A 23,061-nucleotide genomic window follows, 5' to 3' on the forward strand; every position below is an offset into this window, starting at 1 on the left:
CCTGCACCGGCCGGCGTCACCACCAGCCCGGCCGACGCCCCGGCCCAGACAGCGGCGCGCCAGGGCCCTGCCAAGGCCAGGAGGCCGCCCGGTCCGGCACCGGGCGTCGCGAACTGCGGCCCGTGCCCGTGGTCGGAGATCACCCGACGGCCGCTACCATGGTCACCACGGCGGACGAGCCGGCCGGGCGGTCGCGTGGAGATCTTCGGATCTCCCCGAGGAACGTCCGGGCTCCACAGGGCAGGGTGGTGGCTAACGGCCACCCGGGGTGACCCGCGGGACAGTGCCACAGAAAGCAGACCGCCGGGGAGCTTCGGCCCCCCGGTAAGGGTGAAACGGTGGTGTAAGAGACCACCAGCGTCCAGGGCGACCTGGACGGCTCGGTAAACCCCACCTGGAGCAAGGTCAAGATGGGGCCTGCGGTGCAGGCCCTGCGCTGACGTTCGAGGGCTGCCCGCCCGAGTCAGCGGGTAGACCGCTTGAGGCTGTCGGCAACGGCAGCCCTAGATGGATGACCGCCGCCGGGCGGACCGCAAGGGCCGCCCGGGACAGAACCCGGCGTACAGGCCGACTCGTCCGCCGCTGAGCCCACGGCCTGCGGAAACACGCCGCCGAAGGCGGTGATGTCCCGGCACGTGTCGCCCCCCGGCTGCGGTTTCCCGGCGCCTGCCGGCGACCGGCCGTGACCGGGATCCACCGTCGGCATGGAGGCGGGGCGACAGCCGCATGACCGGCGCCCCGCATCCCTTCACGCCGGTTCGAAGGAGACCTGACGTCCCGTCGGGTCCAGGCCCATGAAGCGGACGCGGATGCTCTCGCCCAGGGGCAGCGGCGGAGCCGCGACGCGGCCGTCGGTGATGCGGGCGCGGACGGCGGGGTTGGCGAGCTGCACGAGGCCGCGGGACGGGCGGCGCTCGTCCACGTCCACCACCACGCCGTCGAAGAGTTCGCCCTCGCGGCCGGTGAGCAGGGCGGCCTCGACCAGGTCGACCGCCGTGCGGTCCACCTCGTGCGCGCGGCGGTCGCCCGCCTCCATCACCTTGGGCAGGTCCGGGAGCGCCGCGCGGGCCCAATCCGGCACGGGCGCACCGGCGTTGACGGCGAGACAGATCTCGCCCGCGAAGCGGTCCACCAGCCGTCGCAGCGGCGCGGTGCAGTGGGCGTACGGCGCGGCGACGGCTGCGTGGCCGGGGTCGGCGGGCGGCGTGCCGTCGAAGGCGGTGTAGCCCGCGCCGCGCAGCAGGCCGGTGCACTCGTTGAGGAAGGCGGCGTGGGCGGGGTTGTCGGGATCGAGGGAGCGGATCAGCTCCGGATAGGGCACGCTGCGCGGCCAGGGCACGCCGAGCGCCTGGGCGACGCGGCGCAGCCGGTCGAACGCGGAGGCGGGGGCGGCGGGCAGGGTGCGCAGGACGCCGATGCCCGCGTCCAGCATGAGGCGGGCCGCGGCCATGCCGGTCAGCAGGGAGATCTGGGCGTTCCAGCCGTCCGCGGGGCGCGGGGCGCGGAAGGCGAGGGCATAGCCGCCGGGGACCTCCTCGACCTCCTGCTCCGGGACCGGCAGACTGATGCCTCCCCGGTCCCGTTCGCGCTGCTCTCGCAGCGGGCCGATGACGCCGAGCAGGGCGAGGGCCTCCGGGGCGGTGCCGTCGTCGAGTCGGCGCTGCGCGCCGGCGTAGTCGAGCCGGGCACGGCTGCGGACCAAGGCGCGGCGGACCTGAGTGCTGGTCAACTCGCCCTCGGCGTCCAGGTCCAGCTGCCACAGCAGCGCGGGGCGGTCCTGCTCGGGCAGCAGGCTGGCGGCGCCCTCGGAGAGGACGGGCGGGTGCAGCGGGATGCGGCGGTCGGGGAAGTAGAGGGTCTGCACCCGGCGCCGGGCCTCGGCGTCGATCTCGCCGCCGGGGGTGACGAAGGCGGCCACGTCGGCGATGGCGTAGTGGACCCGGAAGCCGCGTCCGTCGGGCCGCCGCTCCAGGTGCATGGCCTGGTCGAGGTCGCGGGAGTCGGGCGGGTCGAGGGTGAAGAAGGGGATGTCCCGCGCGTCCTCCGTGGGCAGCCGCGGGGAGCGGGCCGCGGCCTCGGCCGCGGCGAGGACCGCGGGCGGCCAGTCCTCGGGGATCTCCAGCCGGGCCCGCAGCGCGACCAGTTCCCGGTTGATCGCGGCGGTCCCGGCGGTCCTCACGTGCAGATGGCGTCGTGGCACGCGCCCCAGCCTATGCCCTGCCGAGACGGGCGGGCCGGAGGCCGGAGGGGCCGCCGGGCGGGCGAGGCGGCCGGCACGGCCGGCACCGCCGCGCTCGGTACCCTGGGTGGCTGTTGCCCGGCGGCCGGAAACGGTCGGAACCGGCAGGAAGCGAGCGGAAGGGGTGCGTGCGGTGCTGGTGCTGTTGCCTCCGTCGGAGGGGAAGGCGGAGTCGGGGAGCGGGGCCGCGCTGGACCTCGGGACGCTGTGGCTGCCGGAGCTGAACCCCGCCCGGGAACAGGTGCTCGACGCGCTCGTGACGCTGTCGGCCGGGGACGGGGCGCAGGCGCTGGGGGTGCTCGGGCTGAGCCAGGGTCAGGCGGGCGAACTGGCGCGGAACGCGCGGCTGCGCACGGCCGGGACGCTGCCGGCGGCCGAGCTGTACACCGGGGTGCTCTACGACAACCTGGACCTGGCCGGCCTCTCCCCCGCCGCGCGGGCCCGTGCCGACGCGGCGCTGCTGGTCTTCTCCGGCCTGTGGGGCGCCGTGCGGATCACCGACCGGATCCCCCCGTACCGGCTCTCGGGCGGCGTCAAACTGCCGCCGCTCGGCGGGCTCGGCGCCTTCTGGCGCAAGCGGATCGGCGGGCTGCCGGACGACGGCGGGCTGGTGCTGGACCTGCGGTCCACCGCCTACGCCGCGCTCTGGCGTCCGGACCGGGAGACGGCGGCGCGGACGGCGACGGTGCGGGTGCTGCACGAGCAGCCGGACGGCAGCCGCAAGGTGGTGTCCCACTTCAACAAGGCGACCAAGGGCCGCCTGGTGCGCGAGTTGCTGGAGTCGGGCGCCCGGCCCGGGTCCCCCGCCGAACTGGCCGACGCGCTGCGGGAGTCGGGCTTCAAGGTCGAGGCGGACGCGCCCACGGCCGGGAAGCCGTGGGCGCTGGACGTGGTCGTCGACCACGTGTGAGGCCTCGCGGGCGGGGTCTGGCGGGAGCGGCCTCAGGCGGGGGTGCCGCCCGCGTAGTCGCTCGCGAAGGCGTTCTCGATCACCGAGGCGACCCCGCCGTCGGTCAGGATGATGCCCAACTCCCGGTTGTTGTCGAGGGAGTTGGTGGTGATGTTCATCGACCCGGCCTCCACCTTCTGGGTGGACAGCCCGTAGTCGGCGACGACGGCCTTGGCGTGGATGTAGAAGCCGGTGCTGGAGGAGTAGCCGACGACCGTGCCGCCCGCGTTCTCCACCGTGGCGACCTCGGAGGAGTAGTCGCCCGGGTACTCCAGCACCACGCGCACGGTGACGCCCGCCTGCGCCCGCGCGGCGATCGCGTTGACGACGGCGGTGTCGGAGAACTCCTCCTCCTCGACGTCCAGCGTCTTCGTGGCGCCGTTGATCACCGACAGCAGCCGGGACCTGGAGTCCGTCGGCGACCAGAGCAGGTTGTCCCCGTCGGAGGGGGTGACCGAGGTCTTGGCGTAGTCGGCGTTGAAGACCTTCTCGATCGCGGCGACGTCGTTGGCGTCGGTGTCGAAGACGCCGTAGTCGCGGCTGGTGGAGTAGTACTTCGAGGTCAGGTTGCCGGTGAGGATGAGCGACGTCGCCCCGTCCACCGTGATCGTCTTCTGGTGCGTGTAGGTGTAGGACGTGGAGGAGTAGGTGACGCCGACGCCCGCGTTCTTGAGCGAGGTGTAGGCCGAGGAGTTCACCGTGGTCTTGGTCCGGTCGAGGATGACCCGGACGGCGACACCGGCCTTCTCGCGGGCGATCAGGTCGTTGACCGCGGTGGTGTCGCTGAGCTCGTACATCGTCATGTCGAGCGTCTTGGTGGCCGAGTTGATGAAGTTGTAGATCGTGGGCTCGCTGCTGCTGAGGCTGAAGGCGAAGGCCGTGTAGGTCGCGGCGTGGGCGGGCACCGATCCGGCGACCACCGCGGCGGCGGCCGCGGCAGCGACTCCGGCACGGCGCAAGGCTGTGCGCAACATGTGTGACTCCCAAGGAAGTTGACGACCAGGCAGACTCACTCGACGCTTTCGGTCGGCCGACCGCGACCCAGGACACCACGCGCGTAGATCCAGAGGAAGAGGGCTGCCGTTAACTTGTCATGACCCGGAAGCTACGCGCGTAGGACATCGCGCCGGCGGGCAGGGGCGCGCAGCAGCTCAGCGGCGGTGCGGGCGACGGCGGAGCCCGCGGGTAAGAATCCGCACCGGTGGTCTCTCAGAAACCGTCAGCCGCGAAGGTGCGCGGTCTCGTTGAGGAGTCGGAGCGAGGCGTTGCCGTCCGCGTAGTACTGGATCGCGGAGAGCGAGGCGGCGCTCAGTTCCATCCGGAACAGGGCCTCGGGCGGTGCGCCCAGGGCGAGTTGGGCCAGCGTCTTGATCGGCGTCACGTGCGAGACGACCAGGACGGTGCGGCCGGCGTAGCGGGTCAGCAACTCGTCGCGGGCGGCGGCCACGCGGGCGGCGACGGCGGCGAGGCTCTCGCCGCCGGGAGGCGCGACCTCGGTGGAGGCCAGCCAGGCGTCGAGCACGGCGGGGTACCGCTGCCGGGCTTCCGCGAAGGTGAGTCCCTCGAAGGCGCCGAAGTCCGTCTCGCGGAGCGCGGGTTCGATGCGCACGTCCAGCCCGAGCCGGACGGCGGCGGCCTCCGCGGTCTCGCGGCACCGGGCCAGCGGCGAGCTGACGACCACGTGGACCGTGCCCCGCGCGGCCAGCGCGGCGGCGGTGAGCAGCGCGGGGCGGCGCCCGGTCGCGGAGAGGCCGGGGTCGCTGCCCCCGCTGCCGGAGAAGCGCCGCTCGGCGGTGAGCGGGGTCTCACCGTGCCGGAGCAGCACGAAGGTGGTCGGCGTGCCCAGGTCGGGCGGAGCGGCCGGCGGAGCGGCGGGCGCGGTCCGCTGCGAGGGAGCGGCCGCACCCGCCGCCGCATCGTCCGCAGCCTTCTCCGCAGCACCCTCTGCAGCGCCTTCCGCCGCGACGGAGCCGACGGCCGGACGGGAGTCGCCCCCGGACCGGCCGTCGCCCTCCACGACGAAAGGCTGACGGCTCACCGGCGGCTCACAGCCCCGAGTCCGCCGTGCGGACCAGGATGCGGCCGCAGTTCTCGCAGCGCACCACGGCGTTCGCGGCCTGGGCGCGGACGTCGTTGAGGTCGGTGATGCTGAGCTCCACCCGGCAGCCCTCGCAGCGGCGCTGGTACAGCCGGGCCGCGCCGACGCCGCCGTTCTGCTCGCGCAGGCGGGTGTAGAGCTTCATCAGGTCGGCCGGGATGACGGAGGCGACGGTCTCCCGCTCGCGCCTCACCTTGTCCGCCTCGGCGTCGATCTCCGCGAAGGCGGCGTCGCGGCGCTGCTCGGCCTCCTGGGCCGAGTGCTGGGCGTCGTCACGACGGGCCGTCATCTCGGTGACCCGGGTCTGCGCGGACTCCAGGCGCTCCATCACCTCGAGCACCACGTCCTCGAGGTCGCTCTGGCGCTTGGCCAGCGAGGCGATCTCGCTCTGCAGGTTGGCGAGGTCCTTCGGCGAGGTCACCGCCCCGGAGTCGAGCCGCTGCTGGTCGCGCTGCGCGCGGGCCCGCACCTGCTCGACGTCCTGCTCAGCCTTGGTCAACTCGCGCTGGGTGTCGCTGAGTTGGGTCTCCGCGGCGACGGTGAGCGAGCGCAGCTGGGTGAGGTCGGCGGTGCGCTTCTCGATCTCGGCGTGCTCGGGCAGGCTGCGCCGCCGGTGGGCCAGCTGGTCCAGGCGTGAGTCGAGGGCCTGCAGGTCCAGCAGGCGGATCTGGTCGGCGGGCTCGGCGTTCAGGGGGTGCTCCTCGAAGCTCAGTGGTTCAGGCGGACGGGAAGTTCATGGTGGCGTGCGCGGTCCACGGGTCGGTGACCAGCTGCGAGACGCGGGTCTCCAGCTCCCAGCCGCGCTTCTCCGCGGCGTCGAGCAGGGCGCGCTCCGCGCCGCGCAGCCAGGGCCACTCGGTGGCCCAGTGGGCGGCGTCGACCAGGGCCGGGCCGCCCGCCTCCAGCGCCTCGGAGGCGGGGTGGTGGCGCAGGTCGGCGGTGACGTAGGCGTCGACCCCGGCGGCGCGGACGGCGTCGAAGAAGGAGTCCCCGGAGCCGCCGCAGACGGCGACGCGGCGGATCGGCCGCTCGGGGTCGCCGGCCGCGCGAACGCCCTGGGCGGTGCCGGGCAGCCCCGCGGCGACGCGCGCGGCGAAGGCGGACAGCGGCTCGGCCGCGGGCAGTTCGCCGATCCGTCCGGTGCCGCGGCGGCCGGCCTGGTCGGTCGGATCGGGGATCAGCGGGCCGGTGATCCGCAGGCCGACGGCCTCGGCGAGGGCGTCGGAGACGCCGGGGTCGGCGTGGTCGGCGTTGGTGTGCGCGACCAGCAGTGCGACCTCGTTCCTGATCAGGCTGTGCACCACCCGGCCCTTGAAGCCGGTCGCGGCGACGGTCGTGGTGCCGCGCAGGTAGAGGGGGTGGTGGGTGATCAGGAGGTCGGCGCCGAAGGCGATCGCCTCGTCCGCGACCTGCCGGACCGGGTCCACGGCGAACAGGACGCGGCGGACCTCGGCGTCCGGGTCTCCGCAGACGAGCCCGACGGCGTCCCAGGACTCGGCCCAGGCGGGCGGGTAGAGCTCGTCGAGGAGGGCGGTCACGTCGGAGAGTTTCGGCACGGGTCGAGGGTATCGCGGCCCGCCGTCACGACCGGACAGCCGCGGAGGTCACGGGCAAGCCCACAGCTCCACCCGTACGAGTGAAGCGTCCGCGATCCCGTACGAGCGGCGCCCACGCGGCCGTAGTTTCGGTGGTGCGCAAGCGCCCCTTGGGGCGCGAGGCCCCGACGGGGGCTGCCCCAGGGCCTGTCCGGCGGATCCTTCCGGATCAGCCCGCGCCGCCTGGTGCGGCCGGCTCCAAGGCGGCGGAACGTCCTCGTACTGGAGGTACTTGGGCGTTTCGCCGACGCAGGAGATGGGCGTACCAGGCGGGGCGGGCCCGGGAAGGTCCGCCGGACAGGCCCTGGGGAGCCTGCGGACGACGTCCGCGGGAGGACCGTGCGAGCACCACCCCCCAAGGAGGTTCGGCCGCACCGAGCGGCGCGGCCCTCCGGGGGCTGCTCGTGCAGTCCCCCGTGCCCTCGCCCGCTCACCTGCAACCGGCTCCCTGACACTCCTTCTCCTTCTTCTCTGCGGATGGTGCGCCATGACCGCAATGCCTCTGACGATGTCTCAGCCCCTGCTCCCCCCGCCCACTCCGGTGGGCGCCCAGCCCGGGACGGCCCGGCCCGTGGCCGCGCTGCGGCGGCAGGCCTTCGCCTTCGCCGCCGACGGCTCCCACGCCGCCTGCCTGGCCGCCGCCGCGGACGGGCGCTGGTTCGTGGAGAGCTGGCGGCTGAGCGGCGTCGCGGCGGAGCCGGTCGCCCTGACGCCCGGAGCGGGGGGCGCGCGGTCGGAGAGCCAGCGCTCGCAGCTGGTTTCCCTCCCCGACGGCCGGGTGCTGATCTGCCGTCACGAGGGCGAGCGCCACGACCTGCTGGTCCGCGGCACCGGCGGCGACGCCGACCTCGCCGCCGGCACGCTGCACCGGGCGGGCCTGCGCCTGCTGCCGCTGCCGGCCTCCGCCCCCGGCGGACCGGTCGCGGTGGCGCTGGGCACGGACGGGCCGGGGGCGACGGCCGTGTGGCTCGTGAGCGCGGACGGCGTGGCGGCCCCGCAGCAGGTCACGGCCCTGCCGGGCCGTTACGGCGGGGGCGTGTGGCTGGACCGGGGCGGGCGGCTGCTCGCGCTGGACCAGTTGCGCACCGACGCGGGCGCGGCGGGCGGCCGGGTCAAGACGGTGGTCCTGGATCTGGCGACGGGCCGGCTCACGCAGCTGCTGGAGCTGACGCCGGAGAGCAACGACCGGCTGGTGGCGGCCGATCCGCTGAGCGGCCTGATCATCGTGCGCAGCGACGCGCCCGGTGAGGACCGGCTCGGCTGGGGGGTGCTCGGCTCGTCCGCACCGCTGCGGTTCCCGGACTGCCTGCACGACGGGCGCAGCTTCCTGCGTCCGGTGGCCGTCGAGCCCCATCCCGATCCGGCGTCGCCGATCCCGGCCGCGCAGTTGCGCGTTGCGGTGCAGAGCGACTGGGGGGCCGGATCGTCGCTGGGGGTCTGGACGCCGGGGTCGGGTCGGCTGGAGCCGCTGGAGATACCGGCGGGTCGCCTGGGCGGGGTGGGCCACTGGTCGTCGGCCGGGCTGCGGATGCCGTTCTCGGCGCCCGACCGGCCGACGGCCCTGGCCACGGTGGACGTGGACGTGCTGCAGGGGCGGGCGGTCCGGCCCACGCCGCAGCCCGTGCCGCTGCGATTGGCCCCGCTCCAGGGGGGATCAGCGGGGGTGCGCAGCCTGCTGCGGGTGATGCCTCCGCCGGTCACGGATCGGGGCTGGCGGCTCGACGGCAGCGCCACTCCGGAGGGCGGCGGCCGCTGGAAGCCGGCCCACACGGTCCAACTCCAGGGCGCGGCAGGGCCGTTGGAGGGAGTGGTGTACGGGGGCGAGGCCTGGTTGACCGCGGAGCGGCTGGTCATGGCCCTGCACGGGGGGCCGGCCGACGCCTGGCGGCTGGAGTTCGACCCGACGCTGCAGCGGCTCGCCGCCGCGGGGGTCGCGGTCGTCGCGCCCAACCAGCGCGGCAGCACGGGCTACGGCGTCGCGCACGCCGAGGCCGTGCGGGGGGCCTGGGGCGGCCCGGACCTGGACGACGTGCTCGCGCTGCTGGAGAGCATCGGGGGGCAGCGGGAGTCGCTGGGTCTGGACCGGGTCGCCCTGTTCGGCTTCAGCTACGGCGCGTTCCTCGCCCTGCTGGCGGCGTGCACGGTGCCCGAGCACGTCGCGCGGGTGGCGGCGGTCGCGCCCTTCCTCAGCGGCGCCCGGCTCGCCGCCGAGGCCGGTCCCGAGGTGCGCACGGCCGCCGAGCGGCTGGGCGCGGATCAGGAGCCGCCGGACGGCCGCGGCCCGCGGGACGTGCTGGCGCTGCTCGACCGCTTGGCCGCCCAGCTCCTGGTCGTCCACGGGGTTCAGGACGACGTCGTTCCGGTCGGCCAGTCACGGCTGCTGCGTCAGGAGCTGCTGCGGCTGGGCCGCGTGGAGGGGGTGGACTTCACCTGCGTCGAGGCCGCGGGCGCCGGCCACGACGTGCTGTCGGGCGAGGGGGCTCCGCTGTGGCAGGAGCTGCTCAGCGACTTCCTGGCCGGCGGGCGCTGACGTCCCGTCAGGCTCGATAGGCTGTGCACCTCCGGTCACTTCAGGTGACCGCATGCACAGGAACCACACGACGACGGAGAAATGACGAGCTCTCATGTCTGATGCCTTCACCGACATCACTGAGACCCGCCCCGAGGACGAGGCCGCGGCCCCGCACGGGAAGCACCGCGGACACCTCGCCGAGGAGGAGTCCCCGGCCGAGACCCACGGACGCCACCGCCGTTCCGCCATGGACTGACCACGGGGGGCAGAACAAGCAGCAGGACGAAAGCAGCCGAAGCGGCGCGACCCGGACGGGGCGCGCCGCTTCGGCCGTCCCGGAACGGGGAATCCCCCTGACGAAGAGGCGCCCGAGCTGCTTGGATGCGCTGCCGTGACCACCATCCCCGCCGCCTCCGCGGCACTGTGCGACGACTGCGGCGAACCGCTGACCGCCGACCCCCGGTTCGTCCGGTGGTGCCCCGCGTGCGGCTGGAACGCCCGGCCGGGCGGCGCGCCGCGGTCCGCCGGCGCCGAGACCGCGGTCGAGCTGCGCTTCCTGGCCGCCGCCCGCACCTCCGCAAGGCTGCGCCCGCAACGTGACCTGGCCTGGCTGGCCACCGTCCTCGTCGCCGGACTGGTCCACCTGCTGACCCTCGGCGTGACCGTCGGCGGCGTGGACCTGCTGGTGACCGGTCACCTGCCGGCCAAGGCCGTCGGCCTGGTGCTGCTGTGCGTCGCCTTCTCGCTGCGGCCGCGGCTGGGCAGCCTGCGTTCCTTCCGCAGGAACCAGGTGACGCTCGACCGCGACCAGGCCCCGGCGTTCTACGCCCTGCTCGACGAGGTCGCCGACCACCTCGGCGCCCGCCGGGTGCGGACGGTGGCGCTGCGCCCCGACTACAACGCCTTCCACGCGCGACTCGGGCTGCTGCAGCGTCCGGTCCTCGGACTCGGGCTGCCGCTGTGGGAGACGCTCGACCCGCGGCAGCGGATCGCCCTGCTGGCCCACGAGTTCGGCCACGGCGCGAACGGCGACGCCCGGCGCAGCCTGTGGACCGGCGTCGCGGTGCGCACCCTCGCCGTCTGGTCGGACCTGCTGACCCCCGCTCAGATGCCGGTGCGGAACCTGGTCGAACTGATCGCCCGGTGGACCGTCTACCCCCTGATGGCGCTGCTGGCCCACCTGGTACGACGACTGGCGGCCACGGTGCACCGGCTGACGCTCCGCTCGGGCCGCCAGGCCGAGTACCTGGCCGACGCCTTCTCCGTCCGCCTGGCCGGCACCGAGGCGACAGCCGACCTGCTGGCCGCACTGACCCTGGGCAACTCCGTCGCCCACGTCGTGCGCCGCCGCCGCAACGCGCAGGCCGGGACGCCCCGCCGCCGCGGCGAGCGGGCGCCCCGGCCCGAGGCGGACACGCTCTGGCCGGAGCTGCGCGAGTACCTGGCGAGCATCCCCGCCGAGGAGCGCGAGCGGCGGCTGAGGGTCTCCGAACTGGAGGGCACGGCCGTGGACTCCGGCCACCCGCCGACCCATCTGCGCCTGGAGTTCGTGCGCGGACTGCCGCCCTGGCCGGGCGAGTTGACGCCCCCCGACTTCGCCGACATCGACGCCGAGCTGGCAGCCGCGCGCCGCGAGATCGCCCGGCAGCTGCAGTGAGGCGGGCACGGGCGGGGAAGTGACCCTCCAGTAGGGTTCGGCGCATGACGACCACCCTCCCCGCCCCTGACGTGCTGGACGCCTTCCGCGCGGCGACCGGCTTCATGCCCGAGGACGAGGGCCTCGCCCTGTTCGCCGCCGCCGCGCAGGCCGCGACGGCCACCGGGCTGCCGCTGCTGGAGATCGGCAGCTACTGCGGCCGCTCCACGCTGCTGCTGGCGGACGCCGCCCGGCAGGCGGGGACGGTGGTGCTGACGGTCGACCACCACCGCGGCTCGGAGGAGCAGCAGCCCGGTTGGGAGTACCACGACGCCTCGCTGGTCGATCCCGAGGTCGGCCTGATGGACACCCTGCCCCGGTTCCGCCGGACCGTTCACGCGGCCGGGCTGGAGCCGCACGTGATCGCCCTGGTGGGACGGTCGCCGCAGGTCGCGGCCGTGTGGGGCGGGTCGCTGGGCCTGGTGTTCGTGGACGGCGGCCACACCGACGAGCACGCCACCGCGGACTACGAGGGCTGGGTCCCGCACCTGGCCCCGGACGGGCTGCTCGTCATCCACGACGTCTTCCCCGACCCGGCGGACGGCGGTCAGGCCCCCTACCGCGTCTACCTGCGGGCGCTGGCCGAGGGCTTCGAGGAGATCTCGGTCACGGGCTCGCTGCGGGTGCTGCGCCGCCGGGGCCGCTGACGGCGGCCGCGGGGCAGCCGCGCGCCGGCCTCCCCGCCTGTGCAGAGCTGGAAAGATCTGCCGGGCACCCCGACGCGTTCGGTACGGTGTCCGGCGAGCAGCAGCGCACCGGCGAACTGGGGAGGCCCCGCGATGAGCGACCCGGAAGACCGCGAGACCCCGCCCGCCGTGTGGGACCCCACCGCACGCGACGGCGCGGGCGGCTGGGTCCGCCGCCCCTCCTCCGACACGACGCCCCTGCTGCGCACCTCCCCGGCGGGTGACCCCGAGCCCCCGTCGGCCGCCGCGTCCACGTCGCCGCCGACGGACCGTCAGCCGCCGCCCCCGGCCGGCCCCTGGGCGCCCCCGGCGAAACCCTCGACCGCCGCCCCTCTTCCGCCGCCCCCGGCCGGGCCGCCGACCGCGTTCACTGACGCCCCGTCAGGCGTGAGTGCCGCTCCGGCCGGAGCGACCAGGCCCGGTGGAGCCGCACCCGGCTACCCGCCGCCCGGCGCAACCGCGTCCGCTCCCCCGCCGTCGGATCCCCTCCCTTCTGGAGGACCGGGCGCGAGCCCCGCGCCCGCGCCGCAAGGCAGGCCGGACGGACGCGCCTCGGCGCGTCCTGGGGTGGATCCGGCCGCCCCCGAGGCCCCCGGCAGGGGCGGAGCGTACGGCGGTCCGGCCGCCGGGTCGGCAACTGCCCCGGCGCAGGCGGGATTCGGCCCCGCGCCCACTGCGGGTGCCCACCCCGGCTCGGCGCAGCCGACGCAGGGATTCGGCGGCCCTGCGGCACCGGTGGGGACCGGCGCGCCCGAAGGGCGGAGCGCTGCTCCCGCCGGGGGGCAGGCGTCAGGCCCGGCCTCCGGCGGGGCTGGTGGGAGCACCGGCCTGCCGGTGCAGGCGGGAGCCGCGGGACAGGGTCCCTGGGCGGGCGCCGCTTCCCCGGGAGTCCCCGCTCCCGCAGGGGATCTGAGCGGCCGTCAGCAGACCGGCCCTCAGGACCCTGCTCCTTCGCGGCCCGCTGCAGGCGCGCAGCCGGCCACGCCGCTCGTGGACGGGCGCACCGTTCCGCTGAACGCCGTACCGCAGGCGCCCGCGCCCGCGCCCGCGTCGCACGCACCGTGGATGCCGAAGCCGCCAGCGCCGGAGAGCGACGCCGAGGTCACCCGGCCGCTTCCCCCGCAGCCCGCCGGGCCCCCGCCCGGTGGACCCGCGCCCGGCGGCTACGTGCCGACCGCCCTGAACACCCCTCAGGCGCAGCCTGCGCAGGCCCCACCGCGGCCCCTGCCGCCGGTCCAACCGCTCCCGCAGCCCTCGGCGTACCAGGGCGGGCCGCCGGGATACCAGAGCAGCCCGCCGGGATACCAGAGCGGCCCGCCAGGATACGGCTACGGCTATCCCCAGGCGGCGGCGCCCAGCACACCGGCAGCGCACCAGCCCGGCTGGGCGCCGGACGTCGAAGAGCCTGGCGGCGGGCGGCGGCCCAGCACCGCCCTGCTGGTGGTCGTGGTGGTCGTCGTCGCCGCGCTGCTCGGCGTCGGCGCCGTCTACGGGCTCGGCCTGGGCTCGCACAAGAAGGACGCGACCGCCGGGGCCGGCTCCCCCGCGCCGGGGACGGCCGCGCCCTCCTCCCCCGGCGGACAGCCCTCCGACTCGGCGGCGCCGTCCGACTCGGCCTCCGCCTCGGCCAGTGCCTCCGGCGGGGCGCAGGGGCAGGCCGCCGCCGTGGACGCACTGCTGGGCCGGAGCGCCAACTCGCGCCAGCAGGTGATCAACGCGGTGAGCGCGGTCGAGCAGTGCGTGGACGCGAACACCGTCACCGCCGCCCAGTCCGCGCTGAACCAGGCGGCCGCCGACCGGCGGGCCCTGGTGCAGCAGGCCTCGTCCCTGGACGTGTCCCAACTCCCGGACGGCGAGCAGGTGGTGGGTCAGCTCACGAAGGCCTGGACCGAGTCGGCCAACGCCGACGCCTCCTTCGCCAAGTGGGCGGGGGCCATGGCCGCCGGCGGCTGCACCCCGGGCCACGCGCCGCACACCGGCGACTACGACCAGGGCGTCGCCGACAGCTCCAGCGCCACCGCGGACAAGAAGTCCTTCGTCCTGCGCTGGAACCAGATCGCCAACCAGTACGGCCTGCAATCGAGGACCGCAGATGCGCTTTGACCGCGACGACTACTCCCTGGTCGACGAGCCGTCCGGGACGGCCCCGACCCGCCGGCGCCGGGGCACCGCCGCGGCGCTCGCGCTGGCCGCGATCGTGCCGCTGGGGTTCGCGGGCTGGATCGGCTGGCACGCCGCCGCGGACGACCACGGCTCCCGTAGCGGCGCGGACACCGCGCAGGCGAGCCTGACCGCCGGCGGTTCCGGCGCCTCCACGCCGGACGGTCCGGACGCCGCCGGTGGCAGCCCCAGCGCCTCCGCCTCGTCCTCCTCCGCCGCGCCGCCCACCGACCGCTCGGGCGCGGTCACCACGGGCAGGCCGCTCGCGGGCAAGGTCATCGTGATCGACCCGGGCCACAACCCGGGGAACGTCGACTACCCCCGGCAGATAAACTCGACCGTCTTCGTCGGCAACGGCAGCAAGGCCTGCGACACCACCGGCACGTCCACCAACTCCGGTTACAGCGAGGCCCGTTACACCCTCGATGTGGCCCGCCGGCTGCGCGCGCTGCTCCAGTCCGAGGGCGCGAAGGTGATCCTGACGCAGGACGGCAACCTCCCGTGGGGGCCGTGCGTCACCCAGCGCGCGCAGATCGCCAACGCCGCCCACGCGGACGCGTCCATCTCCATCCATGCCGACGGCGCGCCCGGCTCCGACTACGGCTTCCACGTCATCCTCCCGGCCGCCGTCCACACGGGCGGCGTGGACAACCGATCGATCGTCGGCCCCTCCCGGACACTCGGCCTGGACCTGCGCGCCGCCTTCGCCAAGGCGACGCACGAGCGCTACGCCACCTACATCAACCACGGCACGGGCCTCGACGTGCGCAGCGACCTCGGCGGCCTGAACCTCTCCAAGGTCCCCAAGGTCTTCATCGAGTGCGGCAACATGCGCAACTTCGGCGACGCCGCCAGGATGACCAGTCCCTCCTGGCGCCAACTCGCCGCCCAGGGGCTCGCGTCGGGCCTGACGGCGTTCCTGGCCCGCTGAGCCCACTAGGCTGAACACGTCAAGATCCGCACCACCCGTGACCCGTACGGAATCGAACGAGAGGCTCTGGTCGGTGAACCTGCGAACCGTCACCCGGGGGGACGCGGCGATCGGTGCCGCCGCGCTGCTCCTGCTGATCTGCTCCTTCCTGCCGTTCTACTCGGTGGACAGCAGCCTGCGCTGCGACAACATCGGCGGGGACTGCTCGGCCAACCAGTGGCACGCCTCGCTGTTCCCGCTGCTGCCCTCGGTCACCTTCCTCGGCTTGATCGGTGCGGCCCTGATCCTGCTGCCGCGGCTGCTGCCCGGCCAGGAGCCGCGACCGGTCGGCATCCCGCTGAGCGGCTGGGGCACCGTGCTCGCCGTGGCGTCGTTCTGGTCCGCCCTGTGGTCCATGTTCGGCACGCCCGGCGCGGGCCTGGTCCACGACTACGGCGCCTACCTGTCGTTCCTCTTCGCCCTGCTGCTCGCCGCCGCCGCGGTGGCGACGCCGCTGGTGCCGGCGCTGCGCGAGCCGCTGATCCCGGCGACGCCCAACGCCCCTGGAATCCCCGGGGCCTACCCGCAGCCGGGGTACCACCCGTTCGGGCACCAGCCGGTGCAGCAGGCGCAGCCCGGCCAGCCGTTCACCGGCCCGCAGGCACCGACCCAGCCGCAGCAGCCCGGTTACGGCTACCCCGCGCCGCAGCCCGGGGCGGCCGGTCAGCCGGTGCCGCAGCCGGCGCCCCAGGCCGTGCCTCAGGACACGCCGCCGGCGGACGCCCCGCCGAAGGACCACGGCACCGTGCTGCTGACCCCCGTCACCCCCGCCAAGCAGCCGGAGCCGGCCGCCCAGCCGCAGTCCGGGGAGGCGCCGTCCGGCGAGCAGCCGAAGACGGCGGTCGAGCAGGAGGCGCTGCCGGTGGACGTCACCAAGGGTCAGGCGCCTGCCGCCCCGGCCCCGGCCTTCGCTCCGTTCTGGTTCGCCGTCCCGGCCATCCGCCCGCTGGCCCCCGAGCACGACCCGAACGGCGCCCCGGTGGGCCAACTGGTGCCCGGTACCTGGTACCTGGCGATCGCCCAGCAGGGCGACGCGCTGCTGACGCAGACCCAGGAGGGCAAGCGCGGCCTGCTGGCCGACACCTCCGGCATCCAGCGCGGCTGACGCTCAGCCGCACCCAGCCCCGAGGCCCCGCTCCGACAAACCGTCAGGGCGGGGCCTCGGCGTGTGTGCCTCAGTCCTCTGCGCTCAGTCCTCAGTCCTCAGTCCTCAGTCCTCAGTCGAGCGTCAGGCCCTCGCGCCACAGCGCCGCGACGGCCGAGTCGCCGAACACCTCGGGACCGGGATCGCCTTCCGGCAGGCGCTTGTTGAGCCAGAGCAGCAACTGCTGCGCGGTCCCCCGGACCGCGGCCTCGCCCTTGGCGTGGCCGGTCTCCCAGCGCAGCCAGCGCTCGCCGTCCCCGTACAGCGTCCACTCACCGCCGGTGACGTCGGTGGCGTGCAGGTGCAGCGGTGCCGCGTCGGCGAGCAAGCCCCGCCGCGGGTAGGCGCGGGCGACCGGGGAAAGCGCGTTGTGCAGCAGCTCGTCGATGTTGTCGACGGCCAACTCCGGGGGCACTGCGGTCAGTTGACCGATCGCCAACTCCCCGTCCAGCCGGTGCACGAGCGTCTCCTGCGCCATCCGCCGCGCCCACCAGGCACCGGTGTCCTCCCCGGCCCAACCCCAGGCGACGGCGTCGGGCCCGGCGTCCCGCAGAGCGGCGACGACAAGCCCGGCGCCTTCGGCGAACCACGCGGCAAGCCCCTCGCCCGCCGGCTCCCGGTGCGGGATCTCCGCCCACGGGACACGCGCCTGCGCCCGGGTGGTGAGGATGCGGTGCACCCAACGATGCACCTGCCCGGTGTGCACGAGCAGGTCGGCCACCGTCCACTCGGGACAGCTGGGCACCTTCGCCCCTCGATCGGCGAACCCCGCGATTTCGATGAGCCTGGCAGCGTCCCCCTGCACGGAATCCAGGTAACCGTCGAACTCCAGCACGTCTCCTCCTTCGCCCGGTTGCAGCTCGCCTTCAGGGGCGCGAGGAACTGCGCGACCAGCCCACCACCCCCGGAGGTTCGACCCGTTGATCGGGGTCGAACCTCCCCCGACGGGAGGCTGGTCGCGCAGTTCCTCGCGCCCCCGCGGGGGCTCTGTTGAGGGGATCGTGGCAGGTCAGAGCACAGGGGCGCAGCACTCTGACGGGTTCTGGAGGCCGATTGGCAGTCTTTCGCCGCCGAACACGGTCACCGTGGCGTCGTCCCCGCCCAGCGCCGCGACCGCCAGCAGCAGCGCGCCCGCCGTCCACGTCGTGCGCTCCTCGGGCCAGATCGCCTCGTCCGCGAAGACGTACCCGGTCCAGTAGCCGCCGTCCTCCGCACGCAGGTGCTGCATGTCGCGGAGGATCTGCACCGCCCGGTCGGACTCCCCGATCGCCCAGAGCGCGAGCGCGAGTTCGGCGCTCTCCCCTCCTGTCACCCACGGGTGGTCGTCCACGCAGCGCACGCCCAGCCCCGGGACGACGAAGCGGTCCCAGCCCGCCGCGATCCGGGCCTTGGCCGCCTCGCCGCGCAGCGCGGTGCCGAGCACCGGGTAGTACCAGTCCATGGAGTAGCGGTCCTTGTCGAGGAACCGCTCCGGGTGGTGGGTGATCGCATGGGCCAGCCGCCCCAGTGCCAACTCCCAGTCGGGCTGCGGCTCTTCGAGGTACTCGGCGATCGCCAGGGCGCAGCGCAGCGCCTGGTGCACCGAGCAGCTGCCGGTGAGCAGGGCCTCGTCCGGCGCGGTGCCGTCCTCGTCGCGGCGCCAGGCGACGGTGCCGTCCGGGCGCTGCAGGGCGAGGACGAACTCGGTCGCCCGCCGCACCGTGGGCCAGATCCGTTCGAGGAAGGCGTCGTCGCCGGTGGTCAGGTGGTGGTGCCAGGCCCCGACCGCCACGTAGGCGACGAAGTTGGACTCGGCGTGGGCGTCGCGCACCTCGCCGTCCACGTAGGCCGCGGCCCAGGAGCCGTCGGGGCGCTGACGGTCGATCAGCCACTGGTAGGCGCGCTCCGCCGCCGCGTGCTCGCCGCAGGCGTCGAGGGCCATCGCCGCCTCGACGTGGTCCCACGGGTCGAGGTGGTGGCCGGTGAACCAGGGGATGGCCCCGTCGGGCCGCTGTTCGCGCAGGATGCTGCGGACCGTGGCGGCGGCCTGCCCGGCGTCCAGCACCCCGGGCAGCGTCGGCAGGGAACTCACGCAGCGTCCTCGCCGGTCGCGGCGTCCTCGCCGGTGCGGGGCTTGGTCGCGTAGGCGACGAAGCTCTTGCCGATGGCGGGGTTGAGGGCGCGCTCGGTCCAGCGGGTCAGCTTGCTGACGACCGGCGTCCCGACGATGTCCCAGACCAGCAGCTGGTGGTACGCCTTGACCGGCAGCGCCTTGTCGTTGTCGACGCCCACCGCGCACTTGATCCACCAGTACGGCGAGTGGAGCGCGTGCGCGTGGTGGGTGCCGTAGGGCTCCAGGCCCGCGCCGCGGATCTTCTCCAGCAGCTCGTCGCCCCGGTAGATGCGGATGTGACCGCCCTCGACCTCGTGGTAGGCGTCGGACAGGGCCCAGCAGATCCTCTCCGGCAGCCACCGGGGCACGGTGACCGCCAGCGAGCCGCCGGGCTTGAGCACCCGGACCATCTCGGCCAGCACGCCCTTGTCGTCGGGGATGTGCTCCATCACCTCGGAAATGATGATCTTGTCGAAACTGCCGTCCGGGAACGGCAGGTTGAGGGCGTCGCCCTCGACCGCAACGGCGGAGGCGCCGGCCGGGGCCTCGCCCGCCTGCTCCATGGCCGCGAACCAGCGGCGCACCTCGGCGATCTCCTCGGCGTTGCGGTCCAGGGCCACGACCCGGCCGCCGCGGCGGTAGACCTCGAAGGCGTGGCGGCCGCCGCCGCAGCCCAGGTCGAGCACCCGGTCGCCGGGGGCGATCGGAAAGCGGGAGAAGTCGACGGTCAGCACGGCCGGGTCTCCTAGCAGCCAGGGAAGGGGAAGTGAGGGAGGGTCAGACGTAGCGCCAGCCGGCGCCGGCCCGGGCGTGCTGCCCGGCACCGGTGGCGATGGCCGCGCGGTAGCGGTCGGCGGTGAGCTCGGCGGCGCGCTTCCAGGTGAAGCGCTCCAGGACGCGGGCGCGTCCCGCGGCGCCGAGGCGCGCGCGCAGCTCGGGGTCGGCGAGCAGTCGCCCGAGCGCCTGGGCCAGCGCCCCGGCGTCGCCGGGCGGGACGGCGAGGCAGGTCTCGTTGTCGCGACCGGAGACCTCGGGGATGGCGCCGCCGGTGGTGGCGACCAGCGGGGTGCCGGTGGCCATCGCCTCGGCCGCGGGCAGCGAGAAGCCCTCGTAGAGGGAGGGGACGCAGGCCACCTGGGCGCTGCGGACCAGGTCCACGAAGGCTGCGTCGTCGATGCCGCCGCGGAACTCGACGCAGGACTGCAGGCCGAACCCGGCGATGGCCTCGGCGACGGGCCCGTCCTCCGGCCGCCGGCCGACGACCACGAGGTGCGCCTCGGGCTGCTCGGTGCGCAGCTTCGCCAGCGCCTCGACCAGGAAGACCAGGCCCTTGAGCGGGACGTTGGCGCTGGCGGTGGTGACGATCCGGCCGGGCACCTCGGCGACCGCCGGATCCGGGCTCCACAGCTCGACGTCGGCGCCGATCGGCACGACGGCGATCCGGTCCGGGCGGACGTCCAGGTGCTCCACGATCTCGCGGGCCGAGGACTCCGAGACGGTGACGATGGAGTCGAGCTGCCGGGCGACCCGTGCCTGCATCCGAGTGAAGGCGTACCAGCGGCGCAGCGACAGGCGGCGCAACCGGGTCCCCGCGGCGGCGAGTTCGAGCTCGCGGTCGACGGTGATCGGGTGGTGGATGGTGGTCACCAGGGGGAAGCCGATGCGGTCCAGGCCGAGCAGCCCGTAGCCGAGCGTCTGGTTGTCGTGGACGACGTCGTAGCGGCCCTTGCGCCGGGCGAGGAACTGACGGGCCCTCAGGCTGAAGGTGAGCGGCTCGGGGAAGCCGCCGGTCTTCATCGTGGCCACCTCCAGCACGTCCACCGGCCCGCGGAACTCGCGCAGGGCCGGGGTGCGGAAGGGGTCCGGCTCGCGGTAGAGGTCGAGGCTGGCCAGCTCGGTGAGGATGAGGGAGCCCGGGCCGTCCACGCGGTCGAGCACCGGGTACGGCTGGCCGCCGAGGACGTCCACCTGGTGGCCGAGGCGGGCGAGTTCGCGGGAGAGGTGGCGGACGTAGACGCCCTGGCCTCCGCAGAAGGGATTGCCCTTGTAGGACAGCAGTGCGATCCGCAGCGGCCGGTCGTCGGTCGAACCAGCGGTCACGAGGGTCTCCACTCTGTCGGGCACCGGGAGGCAGTGGCTGCGGAAAGAACGAGATTACCCGCCGGTCGGCCCCGCCCCGACGGGCAGGGTGGTGATCCGTGCCACGCGCGGCAGACCCCGGACCTGCTCGCTCCGCCTGCGCGTGCTGACCCTACTTCGTACTACCGGCAAGTAACAACGGTCCCGTAGGCTGCCGCCATGGTGCAGCCCCTGGACGACGAGACCCCCGCCCCGACCGCCGCCCCGGCACCCGAGCAGGACGCCGCACAGGCCACCGCGCAGACGGCCGAGCAGGCGGCCTGGCGCGAGCGCCGGCTGCCGCCGGTCCAGGACCTCGGCGGCGGCGTGTGGTCCGTCCCCGTCCCGATCCCGGGCAGCCCGCTCCGCTACACCCTGGTCTACCTGCTGGAGAGCGACGCCGGCCCGGTGCTCGTCGACACCGGCTGGGACGACCCCGCCGGACGCGCCGCCCTGGCCGAGGGCGTGGCCGCCGCCGGTTTCGACCTCGCCGGCCTGCACGGCGTTCTGATCACCCATCACCACCCCGACCACCACGGGCTCTCCGCCCACGTACGCGAGCAGTCCGGCGCCTGGATCGCCATGCACGCGGCCGAGACCACGCTGGTGCGCACCCTGCGCGAAGTCCCCTCCGCCCGCTGGCTGGGCCGGATGGCCCGGCTGCTGGCGGACCAGGGCACCCCGCCGGAGCACCTGGAGCAACTGCGCTCGCTGGGCAGCGACCGTCCGCCGCGCGAGTCCGACCCCCTGGTCGGCGCGCTCCCCGACCGCAGCCTGGAGGACGGCGCGGACGCGGGCGTGCCCGGCCGGTCGCTGCGGGTCGTGCACACCCCGGGCCACACCCCCGGGCATGTCTGCCTGTACCTGGACGAGCAGCTGAACGGGCGCCGGCACCCCCGGCTGCTCTCCGGCGACCACCTCCTCCCCACGATCAGCCCGGCGATCAGCCTCTACCCCGAGCATCCGGACGCGGAGCCGACCGACCCCCTCGGCGACTACCTGGACTCGCTGGAGCGCGTCAGCCGCCTCGACGTGGCCGAGGTGCTGCCCGCGCACCAGTACCGGTTCGCGGACGCCCCCGCCCGCGCCCGCGAACTGGTGCAGCACCACCAGGCACGCCTGGCCGAGCTGCACCGCCAACTCAAGCAGGAGCCACTGACACTCTGGGACGTCGCCGCGGGCATGCGGTGGAACCGCTCCTGGGACGAGCTGGACTTCTTCTCGCGCAACCTCGCGCTCGCGGAGGCCGCCGCCCACCTGCGCCGACTCGTCAACGCCGGGCTGGCCGAGCCGGGCCGGGACGGTTCGACCGTCCGCTACCGGGCCGTCTGAATCGGCCGCGACCGGAGCGGATAGAGTGAGCGGCGTTTTGACCTGGTGCACCACCGCCTGCCCGAGTCCGCCGACCAGCGACGGGGAAGCCCGATCGGACCGTAGAGAAAGGCCACGAGCGATGCTCTCCGCCGCCCGCGCCTGGGGCGCCACCGCCCTGACCGCCGCCGCCCTCATGTCCACCGGCGCGGCACCGGCCCTGGCCGCCTCGGGCTCCGGTCCCGCGTCCGCCTCCGCCTCCGCCACGCGGACGAGCGCGCTCTACGGCCGGACCGACCCCACCTACGACGGTGTCTGGCGCCAGAGCCTGTCGCTGATGGCGCTGCGCACCCAGGGCGTCACCCCCGCCGACTCCGCCGTCGGCTGGCTGCTCCAGCAGCAGTGCGCGGACGGCGGGTGGCCCTCCTACAACGCCGACCCGGCCAAGCCCTGCAACGCGACGACCGAGGACACGAACGCCTCCTCGGTCGCCCTCCAGGCGCTCGCCTCGCTGGGCGGTCACACCGACGCGGTCAGCAAGGGCGCCAACTGGTTCAAGACCATCCAGAACAAGGACGGCGGCTGGTCCTACAACCCCGGCGGCGCCAGCGACGCCAACTCGACCGCGCTGGCGGTCAGCGCACTGACGGCGGCCGGTGTCGACGTCAAATCCGTGGCCAAGGACGGGAAGACGGCCCTTTCCGGCCTGTCCGCGTTCCAGCTGGGCTGCACCGGCACGCCCGCGGCGAGCCGGGGCGCGTTCGCCTACCAGCCCGACAAGAGCGGCAAGTTGGCGGCCAACGACCTCGCCAGCGCGCAGGCCGCGCTGGCCGCCGGCCAGGGCCGCCTGCCGGTCTCCGCGACGGCCCCCGTGACCGCCGCCACCGGCTCGGCCACCACCTGCCCCGACTCCGCCACCCTCGCGGCCGACTACCTCAGCTCCCGGCTGGCCTCCGGCGGCAACCACCTGACCCAGTCCCTGGCCGGCGCGTCCCCGACGCCGGACTACAACGCCACCGCCTGGGCGGTCCTCTCGCTGGCCCACGCGGGCCGCAACGACGCCGCCGCGGCGGCGGTCAACTGGCTCTCCCAGAACGCCCAGCCGTGGATCCAGGGCGACCACGGCATGCCCAACGCGGGCTCCCTGGCCACGCTGATCCTCGCCGCCCAGGCCACGGGCAAGGACGCGACGGCCTTCGGCACCACCAACCTGGTCGCCCAGCTGGAGGCCACCGGCCCGGCCCCGAAGAGCACCCCGGCCACGACCGCCGCCCCCAGCTCCGCCCCGGCCTCCGCGTCCGCGACGCGAGCGGCCGCCGCCGCCCAGTCCTCCTCCGGCAGCGGCTTCTCACCCTGGTGGATCGTCGGCGTCTGCCTCGTCGCGGGCATCGGCATCGGCCTCTACCTCAGCTACGCCCGCGGCAAGCGCTCCTGATGCCCCCTCAGCACGAAACCGGCCTCCCGGCCCGCGGCCGAGCCGCCGGGCCGGCC

At 74.9% G+C, this 23,061-nt stretch carries 18 protein-coding genes, 1 other RNA gene and 1 pseudogene; 11 read left to right on the top strand and 9 right to left on the bottom strand.

From position 1 onward, the window contains the following. The first annotated feature begins 175 nt into the window (after nt 1–175). Nucleotides 176–579: RNase P RNA component class A (gene rnpB, locus ACFP3V_RS03445), an RNA gene on the top strand. A gap of 169 nt (nt 580–748) precedes the next feature. Here the strand turns inward: rnpB and ACFP3V_RS03450 are convergent. Further along, nucleotides 749–2,200 carry an RNB domain-containing ribonuclease gene (locus ACFP3V_RS03450; protein ID WP_380579527.1) on the bottom strand — a complete coding sequence of 484 codons (1,452 nt, stop codon included), beginning with the start codon at nt 2,198–2,200 and terminating at the stop codon, nt 749–751. A gap of 172 nt (nt 2,201–2,372) precedes the next feature. Between ACFP3V_RS03450 and yaaA the strand changes: the two genes are divergently transcribed. After that, entirely contained in the window at nt 2,373–3,149 is a 777-nt protein-coding gene (gene yaaA / locus ACFP3V_RS03455; protein ID WP_380579529.1) for a peroxide stress protein YaaA, read from the top strand. A 32-nt stretch (nt 3,150–3,181) separates the two neighbouring features. Here yaaA and ACFP3V_RS03460 read toward each other — a convergent pair whose 3' ends face one another. The 4 genes and pseudogenes from ACFP3V_RS03460 to ACFP3V_RS03475 form a co-directional block, all read right to left on the bottom strand. Next, nucleotides 3,182–4,162 carry a phospholipase D-like domain-containing protein gene (locus ACFP3V_RS03460; protein WP_380579531.1) on the bottom strand — a complete coding sequence of 327 codons (981 nt, stop codon included), beginning with the start codon at nt 4,160–4,162 and terminating at the stop codon, nt 3,182–3,184. A gap of 245 nt (nt 4,163–4,407) precedes the next feature. Continuing rightward, nucleotides 4,408–5,181 (bottom strand): annotated as a pseudogene (locus ACFP3V_RS03465) (histidine phosphatase family protein); the annotation flags it as partial. Nucleotides 5,182–5,233: 52 nt separating this feature from the next. Continuing rightward, complete coding sequence (locus tag ACFP3V_RS03470) at nt 5,234–5,977, bottom strand: zinc ribbon domain-containing protein (RefSeq protein WP_380579722.1); 744 nt, start codon at nt 5,975–5,977, stop codon at nt 5,234–5,236. Nucleotides 5,978–6,002: 25 nt separating this feature from the next. Beyond that, nucleotides 6,003–6,842: a Nif3-like dinuclear metal center hexameric protein gene (locus ACFP3V_RS03475; protein WP_380579533.1), complete on the bottom strand. Its 840-nt coding sequence runs from the start codon at nt 6,840–6,842 to the stop codon at nt 6,003–6,005. A 526-nt stretch (nt 6,843–7,368) separates the two neighbouring features. On the opposite strand from ACFP3V_RS03475, the gene ACFP3V_RS03480 reads away from it, so the two are divergent. The 7 genes from ACFP3V_RS03480 to ACFP3V_RS03510 all read left to right on the top strand — a co-directional run bounded on the left by ACFP3V_RS03480 (nt 7,369) and on the right by ACFP3V_RS03510 (nt 16,010). Beyond that, nucleotides 7,369–9,411 (top strand): alpha/beta hydrolase family protein, encoded by a 2,043-nt coding sequence (locus ACFP3V_RS03480; RefSeq protein ID WP_380579535.1) that lies wholly within the window; start codon nt 7,369–7,371, stop codon nt 9,409–9,411. Nucleotides 9,412–9,505: 94 nt separating this feature from the next. Next, nucleotides 9,506–9,649, top strand: a complete 144-nt coding sequence (locus tag ACFP3V_RS03485) for a hypothetical protein (RefSeq protein ID WP_380579536.1) — start codon at nt 9,506–9,508, stop codon at nt 9,647–9,649. A gap of 135 nt (nt 9,650–9,784) precedes the next feature. Next, nucleotides 9,785–11,050, top strand: coding sequence for a M48 family metallopeptidase (locus ACFP3V_RS03490; protein WP_380579538.1), 1,266 nt, complete (start codon nt 9,785–9,787; stop codon nt 11,048–11,050). 44 nt (nt 11,051–11,094) lie between these two features. After that, complete coding sequence (locus tag ACFP3V_RS03495; RefSeq protein WP_380579540.1) at nt 11,095–11,736, top strand: class I SAM-dependent methyltransferase; 642 nt, start codon at nt 11,095–11,097, stop codon at nt 11,734–11,736. A gap of 1,104 nt (nt 11,737–12,840) precedes the next feature. After that, nucleotides 12,841–13,878, top strand: a complete 1,038-nt coding sequence (locus ACFP3V_RS03500) for a hypothetical protein (RefSeq protein WP_380579542.1) — start codon at nt 12,841–12,843, stop codon at nt 13,876–13,878. Then, nucleotides 13,868–14,866: an N-acetylmuramoyl-L-alanine amidase gene (locus tag ACFP3V_RS03505; RefSeq protein ID WP_380579544.1), complete on the top strand. Its 999-nt coding sequence runs from the start codon at nt 13,868–13,870 to the stop codon at nt 14,864–14,866. Before ACFP3V_RS03500 ends, ACFP3V_RS03505 begins: the two co-directional genes overlap by 11 nt. A 73-nt stretch (nt 14,867–14,939) precedes the next feature. Next, on the top strand, nt 14,940–16,010 hold the full coding sequence (locus ACFP3V_RS03510) for a DUF5336 domain-containing protein (protein WP_380579546.1): 1,071 nt from the start codon (nt 14,940–14,942) through the stop codon (nt 16,008–16,010). A 112-nt stretch (nt 16,011–16,122) separates the two neighbouring features. Here the strand turns inward: ACFP3V_RS03510 and ACFP3V_RS03515 are convergent, their stop codons facing one another. From ACFP3V_RS03515 to ACFP3V_RS03530, 4 genes are all read right to left on the bottom strand, one after another. Then, entirely contained in the window at nt 16,123–16,884 is a 762-nt protein-coding gene (locus ACFP3V_RS03515) for a maleylpyruvate isomerase family mycothiol-dependent enzyme (protein ID WP_380579548.1), read from the bottom strand. Between the two features lie 174 nt (nt 16,885–17,058). Beyond that, a complete protein-coding gene (locus tag ACFP3V_RS03520) occupies nt 17,059–18,120 on the bottom strand; it encodes a prenyltransferase/squalene oxidase repeat-containing protein (protein ID WP_380579550.1) in 1,062 nt (353 codons plus the stop codon). Further along, a complete protein-coding gene (locus ACFP3V_RS03525; RefSeq protein ID WP_380579552.1) occupies nt 18,117–18,875 on the bottom strand; it encodes a class I SAM-dependent methyltransferase in 759 nt (252 codons plus the stop codon). Before ACFP3V_RS03525 ends, ACFP3V_RS03520 begins: the two co-directional genes overlap by 4 nt. Nucleotides 18,876–18,918: 43 nt before the next feature. Next, nucleotides 18,919–20,241: a glycosyltransferase family 4 protein gene (locus ACFP3V_RS03530; protein ID WP_380579554.1), complete on the bottom strand. Its 1,323-nt coding sequence runs from the start codon at nt 20,239–20,241 to the stop codon at nt 18,919–18,921. Between the two features lie 198 nt (nt 20,242–20,439). Between ACFP3V_RS03530 and ACFP3V_RS03535 the strand changes: the two genes are divergently transcribed. Both ACFP3V_RS03535 and ACFP3V_RS03540 read left to right on the top strand, forming a co-directional pair. Beyond that, complete coding sequence (locus tag ACFP3V_RS03535) at nt 20,440–21,591, top strand: MBL fold metallo-hydrolase (protein WP_380579556.1); 1,152 nt, start codon at nt 20,440–20,442, stop codon at nt 21,589–21,591. Nucleotides 21,592–21,712: 121 nt separating this feature from the next. Further along, nucleotides 21,713–23,005 (top strand): prenyltransferase/squalene oxidase repeat-containing protein, encoded by a 1,293-nt coding sequence (locus ACFP3V_RS03540; RefSeq protein ID WP_380579558.1) that lies wholly within the window; start codon nt 21,713–21,715, stop codon nt 23,003–23,005. The last annotated feature ends 56 nt before the right edge of the window (nt 23,006–23,061 follow it).

The sequence above is a fragment of the Streptacidiphilus monticola genome (genome assembly GCF_042658505.1).
Classification (GTDB): Bacteria; Actinomycetota; Actinomycetes; order Streptomycetales; family Streptomycetaceae; genus Streptacidiphilus; species Streptacidiphilus monticola.

Excerpts from the sequence above, each read along its gene's own strand:
- ACFP3V_RS03460 (WP_380579531.1), bottom strand. The coding sequence starts at position 4,162 with ATGTTGCGCACAGCCTTGCGCCGTGCCGGAGTCGCTGCCGCGGCCGCC.
- ACFP3V_RS03480 (WP_380579535.1), top strand. The coding sequence starts at position 7,369 with ATGACCGCAATGCCTCTGACGATGTCTCAGCCCCTGCTCCCCCCGCCC.
- ACFP3V_RS03485 (WP_380579536.1), top strand. The coding sequence starts at position 9,506 with ATGTCTGATGCCTTCACCGACATCACTGAGACCCGCCCCGAGGACGAG.
- ACFP3V_RS03495 (WP_380579540.1), top strand. The coding sequence starts at position 11,095 with ATGACGACCACCCTCCCCGCCCCTGACGTGCTGGACGCCTTCCGCGCG.
- ACFP3V_RS03500 (WP_380579542.1), top strand. The coding sequence starts at position 12,841 with ATGCCGAAGCCGCCAGCGCCGGAGAGCGACGCCGAGGTCACCCGGCCG.
- ACFP3V_RS03505 (WP_380579544.1), top strand. The coding sequence starts at position 13,868 with ATGCGCTTTGACCGCGACGACTACTCCCTGGTCGACGAGCCGTCCGGG.
- ACFP3V_RS03535 (WP_380579556.1), top strand. The coding sequence starts at position 20,440 with ATGGTGCAGCCCCTGGACGACGAGACCCCCGCCCCGACCGCCGCCCCG.
- ACFP3V_RS03540 (WP_380579558.1), top strand. The coding sequence starts at position 21,713 with ATGCTCTCCGCCGCCCGCGCCTGGGGCGCCACCGCCCTGACCGCCGCC.